13 protein-coding genes are annotated in these 17,077 nt (G+C 51.6%); all 13 read left to right on the forward strand.

Going from position 1 to position 17,077, the window contains the following annotated elements:
• Positions 1 to 213 precede the first annotated feature (213 nt).
• The 13 genes from DW757_RS01360 (at position 214) to DW757_RS01425 (ending at position 17,066) form a co-directional block, all read left to right on the forward strand.
• Positions 214 to 984, forward strand: a complete 771-nt coding sequence (locus DW757_RS01360) for a lysophospholipid acyltransferase family protein (RefSeq protein WP_008397289.1) — start codon at positions 214 to 216, stop codon at positions 982 to 984.
• On the forward strand, positions 944 to 2,071 hold the full coding sequence (pheA, locus tag DW757_RS01365; protein WP_118750759.1) for a prephenate dehydratase: 1,128 nt from the start codon (positions 944 to 946) through the stop codon (positions 2,069 to 2,071). The genes DW757_RS01360 and pheA overlap by 41 nt, the downstream gene beginning before the upstream one ends.
• A gap of 182 nt (positions 2,072 to 2,253) precedes the next feature.
• Positions 2,254 to 3,663, forward strand: coding sequence for an ATP-binding protein (locus tag DW757_RS01370; protein WP_118750760.1), 1,410 nt, complete (start codon positions 2,254 to 2,256; stop codon positions 3,661 to 3,663).
• Positions 3,653 to 5,218, forward strand: coding sequence for an HD domain-containing protein (locus DW757_RS01375; protein ID WP_118750761.1), 1,566 nt, complete (start codon positions 3,653 to 3,655; stop codon positions 5,216 to 5,218). The genes DW757_RS01370 and DW757_RS01375 overlap by 11 nt, the downstream gene beginning before the upstream one ends.
• A gap of 2 nt (positions 5,219 to 5,220) precedes the next feature.
• On the forward strand, positions 5,221 to 7,422 hold the full coding sequence (gene ppk1 / locus DW757_RS01380; RefSeq protein ID WP_118750762.1) for a polyphosphate kinase 1: 2,202 nt from the start codon (positions 5,221 to 5,223) through the stop codon (positions 7,420 to 7,422).
• A 346-nt stretch (positions 7,423 to 7,768) separates the two neighbouring features.
• A complete protein-coding gene (locus DW757_RS01390) occupies positions 7,769 to 8,473 on the forward strand; it encodes a response regulator transcription factor (RefSeq protein WP_118750764.1) in 705 nt (234 codons plus the stop codon).
• Positions 8,474 to 8,504: 31 nt separating this feature from the next.
• Positions 8,505 to 9,599: a HAMP domain-containing sensor histidine kinase gene (locus tag DW757_RS01395; protein ID WP_347476057.1), complete on the forward strand. Its 1,095-nt coding sequence runs from the start codon at positions 8,505 to 8,507 to the stop codon at positions 9,597 to 9,599.
• Positions 9,600 to 9,694: 95 nt separating this feature from the next.
• The gene (locus DW757_RS01400; RefSeq protein WP_243033264.1) at positions 9,695 to 12,190 is read left to right on the forward strand and encodes a hypothetical protein; all 2,496 of its coding nucleotides are present in this window, start codon (positions 9,695 to 9,697) and stop codon (positions 12,188 to 12,190) included.
• Complete coding sequence (locus tag DW757_RS01405) at positions 12,190 to 13,152, forward strand: ABC transporter ATP-binding protein (RefSeq protein ID WP_118750766.1); 963 nt, start codon at positions 12,190 to 12,192, stop codon at positions 13,150 to 13,152. Before DW757_RS01400 ends, DW757_RS01405 begins: the two co-directional genes overlap by 1 nt.
• The gene (locus DW757_RS01410) at positions 13,130 to 14,134 is read left to right on the forward strand and encodes an ABC transporter permease (protein ID WP_118750767.1); all 1,005 of its coding nucleotides are present in this window, start codon (positions 13,130 to 13,132) and stop codon (positions 14,132 to 14,134) included. The genes DW757_RS01405 and DW757_RS01410 overlap by 23 nt, the downstream gene beginning before the upstream one ends.
• Positions 14,127 to 14,960, forward strand: coding sequence for a deoxyribonuclease IV (locus DW757_RS01415; protein ID WP_015573241.1), 834 nt, complete (start codon positions 14,127 to 14,129; stop codon positions 14,958 to 14,960). Before DW757_RS01410 ends, DW757_RS01415 begins: the two co-directional genes overlap by 8 nt.
• A 109-nt stretch (positions 14,961 to 15,069) precedes the next feature.
• Entirely contained in the window at positions 15,070 to 15,552 is a 483-nt protein-coding gene (locus tag DW757_RS01420; protein WP_118750768.1) for a hypothetical protein, read from the forward strand.
• Between the two features lie 92 nt (positions 15,553 to 15,644).
• A complete protein-coding gene (locus tag DW757_RS01425; protein WP_015573243.1) occupies positions 15,645 to 17,066 on the forward strand; it encodes a nucleobase:cation symporter-2 family protein in 1,422 nt (473 codons plus the stop codon).
• The last annotated feature ends 11 nt before the right edge of the window (positions 17,067 to 17,077 follow it).

The raw sequence follows: 17,077 nt of genomic DNA on the forward strand, positions 1-17,077 counted from the left end.
GGAGACGGGAAGAGGGAGCAAAGGACTGGCGGCGGTGCAGAAATGCTGCTCTGACTTGTTGATAAAACGTCATTTGCGGCAGGGATGTTCATTTCTTTTTAAAAACCTTCTGAAAATTCCGTAAAACAGGATTCTGAACAAGTATTTTACACATTTCTGACTTGTATTTGAGTCCTCCTTTCTATATAATAGAACAGACAGAGAGGTGAAAACATGATTAGATTTATACTGGTTGCAGGCTTTCTGATCTGCTTTCTGCTGTTCTCATCAGGCGTCCTCTACCGCTTAAAAAAGCTGGGAGAGAAGGACTGGGAAACAGCGGAGTGGAAGAGCCTGAACATCGTAAAGCGGGCATTTTCTGTGATTTTAAAGGTGTCCGGCGTGAAGGTTACGGTAAAGGGAGCTGAGAATATTCCGGCGGACCGTCCTGTGCTCTATGTGGGCAATCACAGAAGCTATTTTGACATCCTGGTAGGCTATACGACGGTGCCAGGCCTTCTCGGCTTTGTCGCAAAGAAGGAAATGATAAAATGGCCGTTCTTGTCCCAGTGGATGGTGCAGGTAAACTGCCTGTTCATGGACAGGGAAAATGTGAAAGAGGGACTCAAGACAATCCTTCAGGGAATCGAAAAGATCAAAAGAGGCGTTTCCATCTGGATTTTCCCGGAGGGGACGAGAAACAGAAATGCGTTGGAGACAGAGCTTCTGCCCTTTAAGGAGGGAAGCCTGAAGATAGCCGAGAAATCGGGATGCCCCGTTATCCCGGTTGCTATTACGGGAACTGCCGATATTTTCGAGAAGCATATCCCGATTATCCGGCCGGCCCATGTAACCATTGAGTTTGGGGAGCCCTTTATCGTAAAGGAGCTTTCGCCGGAGCAGAGAAAATTCCCGGGAGCCTATACGCGGGAGCGAATACTTGAGATGTTGGAGAGAGAGCAGCATGGACTTACAGGAAATAAGGAAGAAGCTGGACAAAATTGACGGCGAGATCGTCAGGCTGTTTGAGGAGCGGATGAAGCTCTGCGCCGATGTGGCCCAGTTCAAGATACAGACAGGAAAGGCTGTCTATGATCCCCAGAGGGAAAAAGAAAAGATAGAGACTGTCACCGCCATGGCGGATGGAGAATTTATGAAGCAGGCGGTGGGAGAACTGTTCCTGCAGATGATGACGCTGAGCCGCCGCTACCAGTACCGGCTGATGCAGAATGGCCAGACGGCCCTGGATTTCGGGTTTCAGAAGGTGAAGGACATTGAAAAGAAGGGCGTCCGGGTCGTGTACCAGGGGCTGGAGGGAGCCTACAGCCATGCAGCGGTGCTCCGGTATTTCGGGGAGGGAGCAGACATGTTCCATGTGCGCCGGTTCGAGGATGCAGCAAAGGCCGTGTATGAGGGCGATGCAGACTATGCAGTCCTTCCCATCGAGAACTCCTCGGCAGGAGCTGTGACGGACAATTATGATCTCCTTCTCAAGTATGAGAATTACATTGTGGCAGAAGTGTTTGTGCCGGTCTGCCACTGCCTGTTAGGCACCGGGGACGCAGAGCTTTCCGACATCCGGACCGTGTCTGCCCACCCCCAGGCCCTGATGCAGTCGGCAGAGTATCTGAATGCCAGAAGAGACTGGAAGCAGGTGAGCGTGGAGAACAATGCCGTGGCGGCAAAGCGGGTAAAGGATGAGAATGACCGCACCCAGGCTGCTGTAGCCAGCGCCGAGGCAGCGAAGATCTATGGACTCAAAATTCTGGCGGAGGGAATTAATTCCAGTCAGAATAATACCACCCGCTTTCTGATTCTGTCCAGAAAGCCCGTTTACCGGGAGGAGGCCAATCGGGTGAGCATCTGCTTTGAGCTGCCCCACGAGAGCGGCACTCTCTATAACATGCTGAATCACTTTGCGTTCAGCCATCTGAATATGCAGATGATTGAATCCCGCCCGATTCCGGGAAGAAACTGGGAGTACCGGTTCTTCGTGGATATTGAGGGAAATCTGGACGATCCTGATATGATTAATGCCCTGCGTTCTGTGGCCGGGGAGGCCAATCATATGAGGATACTGGGTAATTATTAAGAGTGTTTACATATTCTGATTCTGCGGCCGGCAGCCAGACCGCAGAAAGCGTCCCCTTAGCCTCTCTGAGAGGGGCCATGAGGAAGCTGCTTTAGAGAAAATAGAATCAGATAGAACCAGACGGCAAAAACAGCCGGTGATGAGACGAGGAGCGCCCGAAGCAAGGCAGGCATTTTTGCCGGATGATGCAGGCTGAGGGAGGCTCCTCGTTTTGTAAAATTCCGGTAAATGGACGGAAAAAATCAGGTAAAAGCCCGGGAAGGGAGAGGAAGAGCAGGATGAGAAACAGTCTGATACTATACAGAAATTTAAAATACGGAGAGCTGTTCCAGCGGATGGGCAGCCTTCTGGAGGGAGAGAGAGGAGAAGGATTCACAGAGGAGTCCGCCTGGTGTGCAGGAAGCCTGATTGAGCTGGCTGATGCGTACGGGTTTGAGGGAAACCTGTGGCACTGTTTTCTGGCTCTCTGCCTGGCCATTGACGAAAATGCCTACAGTGTGGCATGTGAAATCCGGGGGGAGGCAAAAGGAAGCCTGAGTGAACTGGCACTTTACGATTTTGCTGTATTCAGACGGCTGTTTTCCTATGATCTGAGGCTCCTTGACCAGAGAAGCGAGGAGGGAGAGGATTTTGGCTTGTGGGCAGTGATTGGCAGCTACCGCGGCCGCTCCCAAAAAGGCCGCTGTTTCAACAGCCGTATCCGCAGCCGGATCGTGGAGCTCTCCAAGGCTCTGGGAAAGGCCGGAAGCGATGAGGAATTTCGAAGCAGGACCGCTGAATTTTACCGGGAATTCGGCGTGGGAAAATTCGGACTCAACAAGGCATTCCGCGTCACCGGGGAGGAAAGCGATGTGACAATAGAGCCCATCACCAGCGTGGAGCATGTGTACCTCAGAGATCTGGTGGGCTATGAGCGGCAGAAGAAAAAGCTGGTGGAAAATACGGAGGCCTTCATCGAGGGGAGAGAGGCAAACAACGTGCTTCTCTTTGGAGACAGCGGCACCGGAAAATCCTCGAGCATTAAGGCGATTCTCAATGAGTACTATGACAGAGGCCTGCGCATGATCGAGGTCTACAAGCACCAGTTTCAATGTCTGTCCGACATTCTGGAACAGATCAAGGACAGAAACTATAAATTTATTGTATACATGGACGATCTCTCCTTTGAGGAGTACGAGATCGAATATAAATATCTGAAGGCCATGATCGAGGGCGGACTTGGCAGAAAGCCGGACAATGTGCTGATCTATGCCACCTCAAACCGCCGCCATCTGATTCGCGAGAAATTCAGCGACAAGAGAGAGCTTGATGACGATCTCCATAAAAACGACACAGTTCAGGAAAAGCTCTCCCTGGTGGCCCGGTTTGGTGTTACCATCTACTACGGAGCACCGGACAAGAAAGAATTTCAGAACATCGTCAGCGTTCTGGCTGAAAAATACCATGTAGAGATTCCGAGAGAGGAGCTCCTGCTCCTCGCAAACCAGTGGGAGTTAAGCCACGGCGGCCTGTCGGGCAGGACGGCGGCACAGTTCATCACGCACCTTCTGGGAACAGGAATGAGCAATAAGGAGGGAAGCTATGGCAATTAAAATGTTTGCGGCAATCGACGTGGGTTCCTTTGAGCTTGAGATGGGAATCTATGAGATCTCCCAGAGCTTCGGCATCCGGGAGGTAGATCACCTGCGCCACGTCCTTGCTTTGGGAAAAGATACTTACAATGATGGAAAAATCGGCTACGGCCTGGTTAAGGAGATGTGCCAGGTTCTGAAAAATTTTACAGAGATCATGAAGAGCTACCGGATCACAGAGTACCGGGCCTACGCCACCAGCGCCATGAGGGAGGCGAAAAACAGCCAGATTGTGCTGGATCAGATCCAGGTCCGTACAGGCCTGATTGTCAAATCCATCAACAATTCCGAACTGAGGCTTATGAGCTATAAGGCGGTTGCGTCCAAGGATGCGGCTTTCCAGAAAACCGTTCAGAAAGGTACGGCAATCATCGATGTCGGCTTCGGAAGCACGCAGATCTCCCTGTTTGACAAGGATATGCTGGTATCCACCCAGAATATTTTTCTGGGGGGACTGCGCATGAGGGAGATGATTTCCCGCTGGAATCTAAGTGCAGGCGAGGTGGTTCCGGTGATGGAGGAGCTCGTGGACAATGAGCTCTATCCCTTTAAGCGCATTTACTTAAAGGAGCGGGAGATCAAATGCCTGATTGCCACAGGCGAGAGCATCCTGTTTATGGCAAAGAGCGGTATCCGCCATATGGAGTCAGACCGTGTTTCGGCTGAGCAGTTCAGGAGCTTCTACAATCGGCTGCTGTCCATGAGGCCGGAGGAGATTGAGGATTATTACGGAGTGGACCGGGAGTACGCATCGATCCTTGTGTCCAGCGCTATCATCTATGGAAGAGTACTGGAGATGACAGGGGCTGAAACCGTATGGATTCCCGGAGTCAGCCTCTGCGATGGGATAGCGGCTGAGTATGCCCAGGAGAAAAAGCTGGTGAAGCTGCGCCATGACTTTAACGGGGATATTCTGTCGGCTGCCAGAAATATGGCAAAGCGCTATAAATGCCATGGAGCCCATATTCAGGAAGTGGACCGCATGGCCTCAGAGCTTTTTGATGTGACGAAAAAATACCACGGCCTGGGAGAGAGGGAGAGGCTTCTCCTGCGGATAGCGGCGATTCTCCATGACTGCGGAAAGTTCATCAGCTCCAGCAGGGAGACCCAGAGCTCCTACCAGATCATCATGGCCACGGAGATCATCGGAATCTCCCATCTGGAGAGGGAGATTGTGGCCAATGTAGTCCGCTACTGCAACCAGGAATTTGCCTACAACGGGGTAAATCTGGAATCGGATCTGTCTCAGTATGAGGGAAGGGGCCTGACGAAGCGGGCTGTAACCATCCTGATTGCCAAGCTGACTGCGATCCTGCGCCTGGCAAATGCCCTGGACAAGAGCCAGAGGCAGAAGCTGGCCGGAGCGTCTCTGGCTGTGAAGGACGGAAAGCTGGTGATCACTGCCACCTGCCAGGAAACCATTATTCTGGAGCGGGCGTCTTTCGATAACACGGCAGAATTTTTTGAGGAAATTTTTGGAATTCAGCCAGTGCTGAAACATAAAAGGAGGGTATAACAATGGCTGCAAATGACGAGAAATTCTGGGATCCTAAAAATTATGTAAACCGAGAACTGAGCTGGCTGGACTTTAACTACAGAGTGCTGGGAGAGGCAAAGGACAAGTCCACGCCTCTGTTTGACAGGCTGAAATTTTTAAGTATTACAGCCTCCAACCTGGATGAATTTTTCATGGTGCGAGTGGCGTCGTTAAAGGATATGATCCACGCCAACTATACGAAACCGGATATCGCCGGCATGACTGCATCGGAGCAGCTTGCGGCAATCGGAATCAAGACCCATGAGCTGGTGGAGGAGCAGTACCGGATCTATAACCGCTCCCTTCTCCCTGCGCTGCGCCAGAACGGTCTGAAGGTGATCACTTCCCATGAGAACCTGACAAAACAGGAGGCGGCTTTTGTGGACCGGTATTTTGAGGAGATGGTTTACCCGGTGCTGACTCCCATGGCCGTGGACTCCTCAAGGCCGTTTCCCCTTATCAGAAACAAGTCCTTGAATATTGCCGCCCTGGTGAAGAAGAAAAAGGGGGATTCGGAGATCGACTTTGCCATGGTGCGTGTTCCCAGCGGCCTTCCCCGCGTGGTGGTTATCCCGCCCGAGACGGCAGAGAAGGATGATGAGGAGGAGAAAAGGGAGAGCGCAGGAAAGGAACAGACAGGGAAAAATGCACCGGGTCAGGCATCGATTATCTTCCTGGAGGAAGTGATTGAGAGGAACATTGAAAAGCTGTTTTTGAACTATGACATTATCTGCTCCCATCCCTTCCGCGTTATGAGAAATGCGGATCTGAGCATTGACGAGGACGAGGCGGAGGATCTGTTAAAGGAGATTGAGCGCCAGCTCAAGAAGCGCCAGTGGGGAGAGGCCATCCGCCTGGACATTGAGGAGAAGGCGGACAAGAGACTGTTAAAGATTCTGAAAAAAGAGCTGAAGGTGACAAACGACGAGATCTACGAGATCAGCGGGCCCCTGGATCTGACTGTGCTGATGAAGGTATACGGCCTTCCGGGATTCGACCGCTTCAAGGCTCCCGGCTATACGCCTCAGCCGGTTCCGGCTCTGATGAACGACGACGATATTTTCACAAACATCAGGAAGGGCGACATCCTGTTAACCCATCCGTTTGAAACCTTTGAGCCTGTGGTAAACTTCATAAAGAAGGCGGCCAGAGATCCGGAGGTTCTGGCCATCAAGCAGACACTCTACCGAGTCAGCGGAAATTCTCCGATCATTGCGGCCCTGGCCGAGGCTGCGGACAATGGAAAGCAGGTGTCGGTGTTAGTGGAGCTGAAGGCCCGCTTTGACGAGGAGAATAATATTAACTGGGCCAAAATGCTTGAGAAGGCCGGCTGCCATGTTATCTACGGCCTTCTGGGACTCAAGACCCACAGCAAGATCACGCTGGTTGTCAGAAAGGAAGAGGACGGAATCCGCCGCTATGTTCATCTGGGAACGGGAAACTACAATGATTCCACAGCCAAGCTCTACACAGACTGCGGCCTCTTCACCTGCAGCCGCCAGATCGGCGAGGACGCCACAGCCGTGTTCAATATGCTGTCCGGCTACTCGGAGCCTCTTGGCTGGAACAAGCTTTCACTGGCTCCTCTCTGGCTGCGGGGCAAGTTCCTGCGCCTGATTCAGAGAGAGATCAAGTCTGCCAGGGAGGGAAGACATGCCAGGATAGCAGCCAAGATGAATTCCCTCTGCGATAAGGAGATTATCGCAAATCTTTACGAAGCCTCCTGTGCAGGCGTAAAGATCCAGCTGATTGTCAGGGGAATCTGCTGCCTGAAGGCGGGAGTGCCGGGACTCAGCGAGAATATCGAAGTGCACTCCATTGTAGGCAATTTCCTGGAGCACAGCCGCATCTTCCTGTTTGAGAACGGCGGAAACCAGGAGGTCTATATGGGAAGCGCAGACTGGATGCCCAGGAATCTGGACCGCCGTGTGGAGATTCTGTTCCCGGTGGAGGATGAGAGGCTAAAGGAACGTCTGATCCATATCCTGGACGTACAGCTTGCAGACAATGTGAAGGCCTATCTTCTGCAAGCCGATGGAACCTACGTCAGAAAATCTCTGAGGGGACGCCAGAAGGTCAATGCGCAGGAACAGTTCTGCGAGGAAGCCATCCAGGCCGCAAAGGCCGTGGAGGAGTCCGCGGATCCTGCCAACAGGCGCGTATTCATTCCGAGAGAGCAGTAAAAAGAGAGAGAAAGCCCGCCGTCAGACACAGCCCAGAGTCAGGGCCTGTCTAGCGGCGGGCTTTCCTTCTTTTCCTTCTTTTTCCATCTGAAAGAAGAGGTAAGGCCGGATTTCCCGCTGGAAATGCCTGCCTCCAAGCCGTGCCAGACGCGAAAAGCAGGCAAGCTTCTCACTCGTGATGGAGGGGAGCTGATGCGGGTCTGCCATCTTTGCTCAAATGTAAGAGAAAAGTAAAGCAATTTTTCCGCTCTTATGGTAAACTGTTGTTAAAGTCGGCTGCGATCGGAGGAAGCGGGAGAGCAGAAAGACGCGGAAGGCTCAGCATACAGACAAGGGAGGTTTTTTCATGGCAGAAATTAATATACTGGTAGTGGATGACGAGAAGGAGATCGCAGATTTGGTAGAGATCTATCTGGTCAGCGACGGATACAGGGTTTTTAAGGCGGAGAATGCAAAGGAGGGTCTTGACATTCTCGACAGGGAGAACATCCACCTGGTGCTTCTGGATATTATGATGCCGGGAATGGACGGCCTGGAAATGTGCAGGAAGATCCGGGAAACAAACAATATCCCCATCATCATGCTGAGCGCGCGCTCCACCGATCTGGACAAAATTCTGGGACTGGGGACAGGGGCCGACGACTATGTGGTAAAGCCCTTCAACCCTCTGGAGCTGACGGCCAGGGTGAAATCCCAGCTGCGCCGCTACACGCAGCTGAATCCGCAGAGCAGCGCGCTGCAGAGCGCGAAAAATGAGATTTCCATCAGGGGCCTTGTCATCAACAAGGACAATCACAAGGTCACCGTGTATGACGAGGAGATTAAGCTCACCCCGATCGAATTTGACATTCTCTATCTGTTAGCCTCCAATCCGGGCCGTGTGTTCAGCACAGATGAGATTTTTGAAAAGGTCTGGAATGAAAAGGTCTATGAGGCCAATAATACGGTCATGGTACATATCCGCCGCCTCCGGGGCAAGATGAAGGAGGACACGCGGCAGAACAAAATCATCACTACCGTCTGGGGGGTAGGATACAAAATTGAAAAATAGTGATATGAGCAGGCGCTTTCGGGCGCGCACAGTGACAAATATAGTTTATGCCACACTTCTCACCTGCCTGATAGAGATTTTTCTGATTGCAAATGTGAGCATGGTGGCGGAATATCTCAGACGGATGGAATCAGATTCGTTCCTTCTGGAACTTATGAATCTGGGACCGATCATGGCTCTGCTCTATGTGCTGGCAGGGATCGGGATCTTTTCTCTGATTTTTCTGAGGCTGCAGGAAAAGCATCTGAAGTATCTGTCCAGGATTTCCACTGCAATCCGTGATATTTCCGAGGGAGATCTGAACACGAATATCGAGGTAAAGGGAGATGATGAATTTACGGCCATGGCTGTCAACCTGAACCGTATGGTGGAAGACATCCGGCGGCTGATGGAAAAGGAGAGGGAGGCTGAGCGGACGAAAAATGAGCTGATCACCAATGTGGCCCACGATCTCAGGACGCCCCTCACCTCCATTATCGGATATCTGGAGCTTTTATCGGGAAAAACCGAGCTTCCGCCTGAGATCCAGAAGAAGTACATCGATATCGCCTATGCGAAAGCCAAAAGGCTGGAAAAGCTCATCGAGGATCTGTTTGGATTTACCAAGATGAATTACGGCAAGCTCTCGATGCATGTGGGAAAAGTGGATATTGTCAAGCTGCTGGGACAGTTGCTGGAGGAGTTCTATCCCAACTTTGTAGACAGAAACCTGTCCTATGAGCTGCACAGCAATGTGCCTGCCAAGGTGATTGACGCAGATGGAAACCTTCTGGCCCGGCTGTTTGACAATCTGATCAACAATGCCATCAAATACGGGGCAGACGGAAAGCGGGTACTGGTGCAGATTCACGCAGGCGATGAGGTCGTGTCTGTCTCTGTAACGAACTACGGATACGTGATTCCGGCTGATGAGCTGCCTTTGATATTCAACAAATTTTACCGTGTGGAGCAGTCTCGCTCCACCCATACCGGGGGTACAGGGCTTGGACTCGCCATTGCCAAGAGCGTGGTGGACATGCACGGAGGGACAATCCAGGTGAAGAGCGATCTGGACGGGACGGTATTTACCGTCAAGCTCAAAGTGCATTTTGACGTCAATAAAGAAAACTTCGAGGTAGCCCAGTAGAAGGCCGGGCAGACAGCAGGGAAACTTTCCGGGCGGGGAAGTGTGAGAAAATAATACATCAGGAATTGATGGAAAATCGGGAGGCGCAAAAAAAGATGGGCAAAGCGACAGCGGAAGGGAAAGGCAGCAGAAAAAAACGAGAAAAGGGAACATTTTTTGCCCTTTTCCTGCTCTGTCTCATTCTGGGCCTGTCCGCTCCAAAAGCCGGCCTGACAGCTTACGCCTCAGGGGCTTTCACAGAGGGGGGCAGCCAGGTAACCGTAGAGGCGGACTATGGCTTTGGAGGCGAGGCCAGGGAAGGAAGGTATCTTCCCATAGAGGTATCCTATTCCAACGAAAAAGGGAGCGCATTCACAGGCACTCTCAGAATTCTTACCCTGGAATCCAACATGGAGGTATACCAGTATGAGTATCCGGTGGAGTTAAAGCCGGGAGAAAAAAAGACAGAAGAGTATTACGTTCCTCTGGGTGTGGAGAATGATCAGATTTTTCTCTCCCTTCTGGACTGGGAGGAAAATGAGGTTGTCAGAAAGAGACTGAAGCTGGATATTTCCTCCGAATCGGCTGTGATGTTTGTGGGAGCCCTCAGCGACGATCCGGACAGTCTGGATTATCTGGACGATGCCGGATTCAATTACGGGACGCTGAGGACAAGGCTTGTTCCGCTGACAGCGGAAAAGATCCCGGAAAATGAGCTGGGGCTTGATCAGTTTGACCTGGTTGTGGTAGATGATTTTGACTGGAATACTCTGACACAGGAGCAGGAGGAGGCTGTCTTTTCCTGGGTGGAGGAAGGGGGAACCCTTCTTTTCGGAACAGGAGCTCAGCTTGAGAAGAATCTGGGAAGACTGGGAAGCAGGCTTCTGGAAGCGGATGCTGGAAATATCAGCAGCAGGGAAATAGAACTGAGCGGTCCCGAGGAGGACAGCCGGGCTGTCATGGTGTCTGCTGACTGTGTGGATTTTGGGGTAAAGGAAGGACGTGTGGTCCTCTCAAGCGGCAGTACCTCTGTTGTGACAAAAAAGAATCAGGGAAACGGGCAGATTGTGTTCACCGCCTTTGGGCTGGCGGATATTGCAGAAGTGTGCGCGCAGAATCCTGTTGTCCTGGAGGGGCTGTTTCAGCAGATCATGGGAAAGGAAACAATTCAGTATCTGGCTCAGGACCAGTATTACAGCCTGTCCAACCTGTATTACTCCATTCAGTCACTGATTAATACGGGAAATGTGGCGCGCCTGCCGAAGGTAGGCCTCTATACGGCGGTAATTCTGGTGTATATTGTCCTGATTGGCCCGGTCCTCTATCTCTATCTGAAACGGAAGTCCTGCCAGAATTACTACATGGTGAGCGTGGCTGTGCTGGCAGTGATATTTACAGGGGTGATTTACGCCATGGGGGCAAAAACAAGGTTTACGGCTCCGTTTTTTACCTATGCGACGGTGGAGAGCTATGGCGATGATGAGGTGGAGCGGGAAACCTATATTAATGTGCGGAGCCCCTACAATACGCCGTATACAGTAGAGCTGAATCCGGAATATACGGTGCGCCCTGTCACCAAAAACTATTTTTATGAGTCAAATAAGCCGGCTGTATTCACAGGAAGGGAGAGATATCAGACTGCTGTTTCCCTGGATGAGGCTAAGACAGAGATCCGGGTGAGGGATTCTGTGGCTTTTGAGCCCGGATTATTTGTCCTGAAAAAGAAGGAGGGGCTGGAAAACAGGGCGCCTTCCAGCTCAGTCACCTTTTACGACGGAAAGATTTCCGGCACCATTGTGAATCATTCTGACATGAGGATAGAAAACGCCATGCTGCTTCTCTATGGGAAGGCGGTTTTTCTGGGAGATATGGAACCGGGTGAGAAGAAAGAGCTGGACGGACTGGAGGTACTGACATTTCCTATCTCTTACAAATATGCCCTCGCAGAGATGGTCACAGGAGCAGACCAGTACAGCCGGGCGGATATATCGGATGAAAAATATCTGGAGTCACAGGATAAGTCTAAGCTCCTTACGTTTTATCTGGATTCTGATATGAACGAATACTTTTCAGATGCCAGGCTGATCGCGTTCCATTCGGAAGAGGAGAAGCCTGATTTCCTGGCGTCAGACACTTTTGAGACAGAGGGACTCACATTAACCACAGCCAGGATTCCTGTAAACCAGAAAGCGGATGGAAGGACCTACCGCTGTGCTCTGGAGCAGTACCCGAAGATTCGCTCCGGCAGCTATGACCAGAGGGGAAATACAGTGTATGTGGGAGAACCCTCAGAGCCTCTGGTGCTTGAGTATTTCCTGGGAAGCAATCTGGAAATCGACAGTCTGACGATGGACTGGATTTCACCGGAGTTTGTGGATAATCCAAGGTATCAGTATCTGGAAAAGTTTGACGGCTCAATGTACTTTTACAACTACGAAACGGGAAGAAATGACAGGATGGATCTGACAAAGACCGTGTACACGAAAGAGGAGCTGAGGCCCTACCTGTCACCGTCTAATTCCATCACAGTCAGATATTCGGGAGAGGCAAAGAGTGATACGGCCTGGAACATGATACTCCCGGTACTCTATGTCACAGGGAGGGAAAGTTAATGCTGGAAATCAGAGATCTGCGCAAGAAATACGGAAACTTTCAGGCCCTGGACGGCCTGAACATGACGATAGGGAAGGGGGAGCTGTTCGGCTTTGTAGGGCCCAACGGAGCCGGAAAGACCACTACAATTAAAATTATCACCGGACTGCTGGCGCCGGACAGCGGCAGCATTGTCATAGACGGAATGGACGGGATACGGGAACAGAGATGCCTGAAGGAAAAAATGGGTTATGTGCCGGACTCCTTCGGTGTCTATGATAACCTGAAGGTATCCGAATATATGGAATTTTTTGCTTCCTGCTACGGGCTGGAGGGAATGGGTGCCAGAAGACGGTGTGAAACACTGCTGGAGCAGATGAAGCTGGAGGACAAGGCAGATTTCTTTGTGGACGGCCTTTCCAGGGGAATGAAACAGAGGCTCTGCCTGGCAAGAGCTCTGATCCATGATCCGGAGCTTGTGGTGTTAGATGAGCCGGCCTCCGGCCTCGATCCCAGGACAAGGCTGGAGTTCACCGGAATTTTAAAGGAGCTGCGGGAACAGGGAAAAACGCTTCTCGTCAGCTCCCATATTCTCTCTGAGCTGTCTGAGATGTGCACAAGCATTGGGATTATTGAACAGGGGAGAATGGTGCTTACCGGAAGCATGGATCAGATCCTGGAAAAGGTCAATTCCTCCAACCCGCTGCTGATTTCCATATACAGAGGACGGGAAACGGCTATGGCGATTCTGCGGAGCCATCCCTGTGTTCAGGCCATTTCTTTAAAGGGAGAGGAGATCAAGGTGGGGTTTAACGGGGACAGGCAGGATGAGGCCCTGCTTCTCCAGCAGCTTGTGGACGCGGACGTAATGGTGAGCGGCTTCATGCGGGAGAAGGGGAGCCTGGAAACCATCTTTATGCAGATTACAGACCATGCAGGTGAAAAGGCGGTGCTGATACATGAAAATGAACCCGGTTTATAAAAGAGAGCTGAAGGTGAGCAGCAGAAGCATCCGTATGGCCATGGTTCTGCTTATTTTTAATGGAATCCTCAGCGCAGTTGCGCTTTTTAATATGTATTCCGTGGTGGATCAGGTGAAGATGACGGCGGAGATCCAGTATTCGAGATTTCTTGAACTGTATGTGTTTGTGGCTTCCATCGAGTTTGCTATGCTCATGTTCATTATGCCGGCCATGACCTCCAACAGTATCAGCGGAGAGAGGGAGAGGCAGACCCTTGATTTGATGCTGACCACAACTATGAAGCCCGGGGAAATTGTGCTGGGCAAGCTGGCCGCGGCCTTTACTTCCATGCTGCTTCTGGTGCTGTCCAGCTTTCCTGCCCTTGCTCTGGTATTTGTGTACGGAGGAATTACTGTGACGGACATGGCCCTTTTGCTCCTGTGCTTTGTCACGGTAGCGCTGCTGTCAGGGGGCATCGGAGTGTTTTTTTCCTCTCTGTTTAAGCGATCCACCATGGCAAATGTATGCTCCTACGTCACCATTGTGTTTCTGGTAGCTGGTACCTATGCCGTCAATCTGTTTACCTACCGGATGTCCCAGAATGAGATCAGCAGCTATATGACTGCCGTTGACAGTGTGACAAGACAGGCCACATCAGGGGGAAGCCTTTATCTGCTTCTTATGAATCCGGCTGTTACTTTTTACGCGATGATCAATAAACAGGCAGGAAACAGCGACGTGGCGGGGACACTGGAGCAGCTGTTTGGCTCTCACCCTGAAAATTTTATTATTGAGCACTGGACAGGGCTCAGTATTTTTCTTCAGATCGCTGCGGCAGTGATTCTCATTGCCATAGCGGTGTCTGCGGTAACGCCGATCCGGGGAGCAGGGCGGACAGGAGGCAGAGGGAGAGCAGGAAAGCAGGAACTGCAGGACAGAGAAAACGACAGAGAAAATCACAGAAAAAATGACAGGAGAAAAGGAGGAAGAGACCATGCTTAGAATCGGGTGCCATCTCTCATCGGCCAAAGGGTATCTGGCGATGGGAAGGGAGGCAAAAAAGATTGATGCCGGAACCTTCCAGTTTTTTACAAGGAATCCCCGGGGAGGAAATGCAAAAGAAATCGACCCGGAGGACGTGAGGGCATTTCTGGAATTTTCACGCCAGGAGGACATTGTTCCCCTGCTGGCCCACGCCCCCTATACCCTCAACGGCTGCTCGGCAGATGAGAGCATCCGGGTGTTTGCCAGAAACACCATGGAGGATGACCTGAGAAGGATGGAGTTTACACCGGGAAACCTCTACAACTTCCATCCGGGCAGCCATGTGAAGCAGGGAGTGGAGACAGGGATTGAATACATTGCCGGCATGCTCAACGCGATTCTGAAGCCGGAGCAGACCACCACCGTACTTCTGGAAACTATGGCCGGCAAGGGGAGCGAGGTGGGAAGGAGCTTTGAGGAGCTTCGGGAAATCCTTGATCGGGTAGCGCTCAGTGAAAAGATGGGCGTCTGCCTGGACACCTGCCATGTCTGGGATGGGGGATATGACATTGTAAACCATCTGGATGAGGTGCTGACAGAATTTGACCGGGTGATCGGCCTTTCCAGGCTTAAAGCCATCCATCTGAATGACAGCCAGAATCCCCTGGGTGCCCACAAGGACCGCCATGCCAGAATCGGGGAGGGACAGATAGGGCTGGAGGCCCTTGTGCGGGTGATCAACCATCCGGCGCTTAAGCGCCTGCCCTTTTATCTGGAAACACCAAACGATCTGGATGGCTATGCCAGAGAGATCGCCCTACTGAAGTCCCGTTATCAGGATTAAAGGTCAAAAATTTCAGGCGTGCCTCAGGCCGGATTCCATGTCTGAAACGTTCTAGGGGAAATAAGAGCTGCGTAACATGGTAATAACAGCTTTTTGCCGAGGAAAAACAATGTGGTTTTTATTTTTCAGGGACAGTGAGAGGAAAAGCAGACGCAGCAGCAGAAAGAAAGACGCCGGCGGGCCAGGCCGTCTGATGCCGCTTTCCGGGGAAACAGGGAAGCCGCTGCGGCAGAAAACGGCCGGGGATTCAGAGCAGAAGGGCCGACAGAGAAACAGGCGGCTCAGCCTGCCGTGCCTTCCGGAAAATGCGCTGTTCTGGGTATTTCTTGTTCTTCTCTCCATCGGATGCATCACACGGCTCTATGAAAAGGCAGCCCTTTCTCCGGCCTCGTCCGGGCAGATTTTTTCCGCAGGAGGGCAGGGCAGGGACTATCAGGTAAAGGACAGAAAGCTTCCTATTTACTGCGTGGAGACAGAGAAGCCTCAGGTGGCTCTTTCCTTTGACGCGGCATGGGGAGGGGCAAGGATGCGGCTGTGCAGGGCAATTTATAAGCAGTTCATAGAAAATCCCATTATTAAAATTAATGAATAAAATAAAGCTCCTTTGTGTACATGGAAAGAGAAATACGGTATACTGTTAAGGCTGTGTTAAGAAAACGTAAAAATTCAAAGGAGAAAATGAGAATGAGTGAAAAGGAAACAAAGGGAGCTGAGTATGACTTTTATGGGAAGCTTCCCCTCAGAAAAGCAATTCCTCTCGGACTTCAGCACGTACTGGCAATGTTTGTCGGAAACCTTACCCCTCTTCTGATTATCACAGGTGCCTGCGGCCTGGCCAATACGCAGGAATTTGCCGGCCTTCAGGTGGATCTGCTTCAGAATGCCATGCTGGTGGCGGGAATCGTGACACTGGTACAGCTCTATGCCATCGGCCCGGTGGGCGGAAAAGTTCCAATTATCATGGGAACCAGCTCCGGCTTTATCGGCGTATTTAACAGCGTCGTGGGTGTGATGGGAGGAGGAATTCTCTCCTATGGGGCGATCATGATGGCCTCGATTCTGGGCGGAATTTTCGAGGGAATCCTGGGTTTTTTCCTGAAGCCTCTTCGCCGGTTTTTCCCGGCACTGGTGACGGGAACCGTCGTGCTCTCCATCGGACTGTCCCTGATAGCTGTAGGCGTCAATTCTTTTGGAGGAGGGGATAAGGCGCCGGATTTTGGAAGCCTTGAAAACCTCTTTCTCGGAACCCTGGTTTTAGTTGTGATTATTGTTTTAAAGCATGGGACAAAGGGCATGACAAGCTCCTCTTCCATTCTGATCGGAATCATCGTGGGCTATGTTGCATCAGCGATTATGGGACTTATGCTTCCAACTGTCGGTGTCACGGCTGAGGGCGTGGAGTACACGAAGGCCTGGGTTCTCAACTGGGACAAGGTAGCTGAGGCCGGCTGGGTGTCCATCCCCAGGCTCATGCCTGTTAAGCCTGTGTTTGACTGGCGTGCCGTAATTCCGGTGATGATTATGTTTATCGTGACGGCAGTTGAGACAGTGGGAGACATCTCCGGCGTGACAGAGGGAGGAATGGGCCGCGAGGCCACAGACACAGAGCTGTCCGGCGGAATTATCTGCGATGGCCTTGGCTCCGCTTTTGCAGCTCTCTTCGGCGTTCTTCCCAACACCTCCTTCAGCCAGAATGTGGGGCTTGTGACCATGACAAAGATCGTAAACCGCTTTGCCCTTGCCACAGGAGCTGTTTTCCTGATTCTGTGCGGGCTTCTCCCAAAGCTTGCGGCCCTGATTTCCATTATGCCTCAGAGCGTGCTGGGCGGGGCAGCCGTCATGATGTTCTCATCCATTGTCATGAGCGGAATTCAGCTTATCACAAAGAAGCCTTTAACGCCAAGGAGCATTACGATTGTATCTGTGGCTCTTGGACTCGGATATGGCATCGGAGCCAACAGCGGGGTGCTCTCCCATCTTCCCCAGGGAGTGCAGCTTATTTTTGGAGGCTCTGGAATTGTGCCGGCGGCTCTGGTTGCCATTCTGCTGAATGTGCTCCTTCCAAATGAGAAGGGGGAGGCTGAAACGCAGACAGACAGAAAGTAAAAACAGAATAG

It is taken from the genome of Clostridium sp. AM29-11AC, assembly GCF_003480545.1.
In the GTDB taxonomy this organism is placed as follows: Bacteria; Bacillota; Clostridia; order Lachnospirales; family Lachnospiraceae; genus Otoolea; species Otoolea saccharolyticum_A.

Coding starts and splice junctions, on each gene's coding strand:
- DW757_RS01360 (WP_008397289.1), top strand. CDS start 214: ATGATTAGATTTATACTGGTTGCAGGCTTTCTGATCTGCTTTCTGCTG.
- pheA (WP_118750759.1), top strand. CDS start 944: ATGGACTTACAGGAAATAAGGAAGAAGCTGGACAAAATTGACGGCGAG.
- DW757_RS01370 (WP_118750760.1), top strand. CDS start 2,254: ATGATGCAGGCTGAGGGAGGCTCCTCGTTTTGTAAAATTCCGGTAAAT.
- DW757_RS01375 (WP_118750761.1), top strand. CDS start 3,653: ATGGCAATTAAAATGTTTGCGGCAATCGACGTGGGTTCCTTTGAGCTT.
- ppk1 (WP_118750762.1), top strand. CDS start 5,221: ATGGCTGCAAATGACGAGAAATTCTGGGATCCTAAAAATTATGTAAAC.
- DW757_RS01390 (WP_118750764.1), top strand. CDS start 7,769: ATGGCAGAAATTAATATACTGGTAGTGGATGACGAGAAGGAGATCGCA.
- DW757_RS01400 (WP_243033264.1), top strand. CDS start 9,695: ATGGGCAAAGCGACAGCGGAAGGGAAAGGCAGCAGAAAAAAACGAGAA.
- DW757_RS01405 (WP_118750766.1), top strand. CDS start 12,190: ATGCTGGAAATCAGAGATCTGCGCAAGAAATACGGAAACTTTCAGGCC.
- DW757_RS01410 (WP_118750767.1), top strand. CDS start 13,130: ATGAAAATGAACCCGGTTTATAAAAGAGAGCTGAAGGTGAGCAGCAGA.
- DW757_RS01415 (WP_015573241.1), top strand. CDS start 14,127: ATGCTTAGAATCGGGTGCCATCTCTCATCGGCCAAAGGGTATCTGGCG.
- DW757_RS01420 (WP_118750768.1), top strand. CDS start 15,070: ATGTGGTTTTTATTTTTCAGGGACAGTGAGAGGAAAAGCAGACGCAGC.
- DW757_RS01425 (WP_015573243.1), top strand. CDS start 15,645: ATGAGTGAAAAGGAAACAAAGGGAGCTGAGTATGACTTTTATGGGAAG.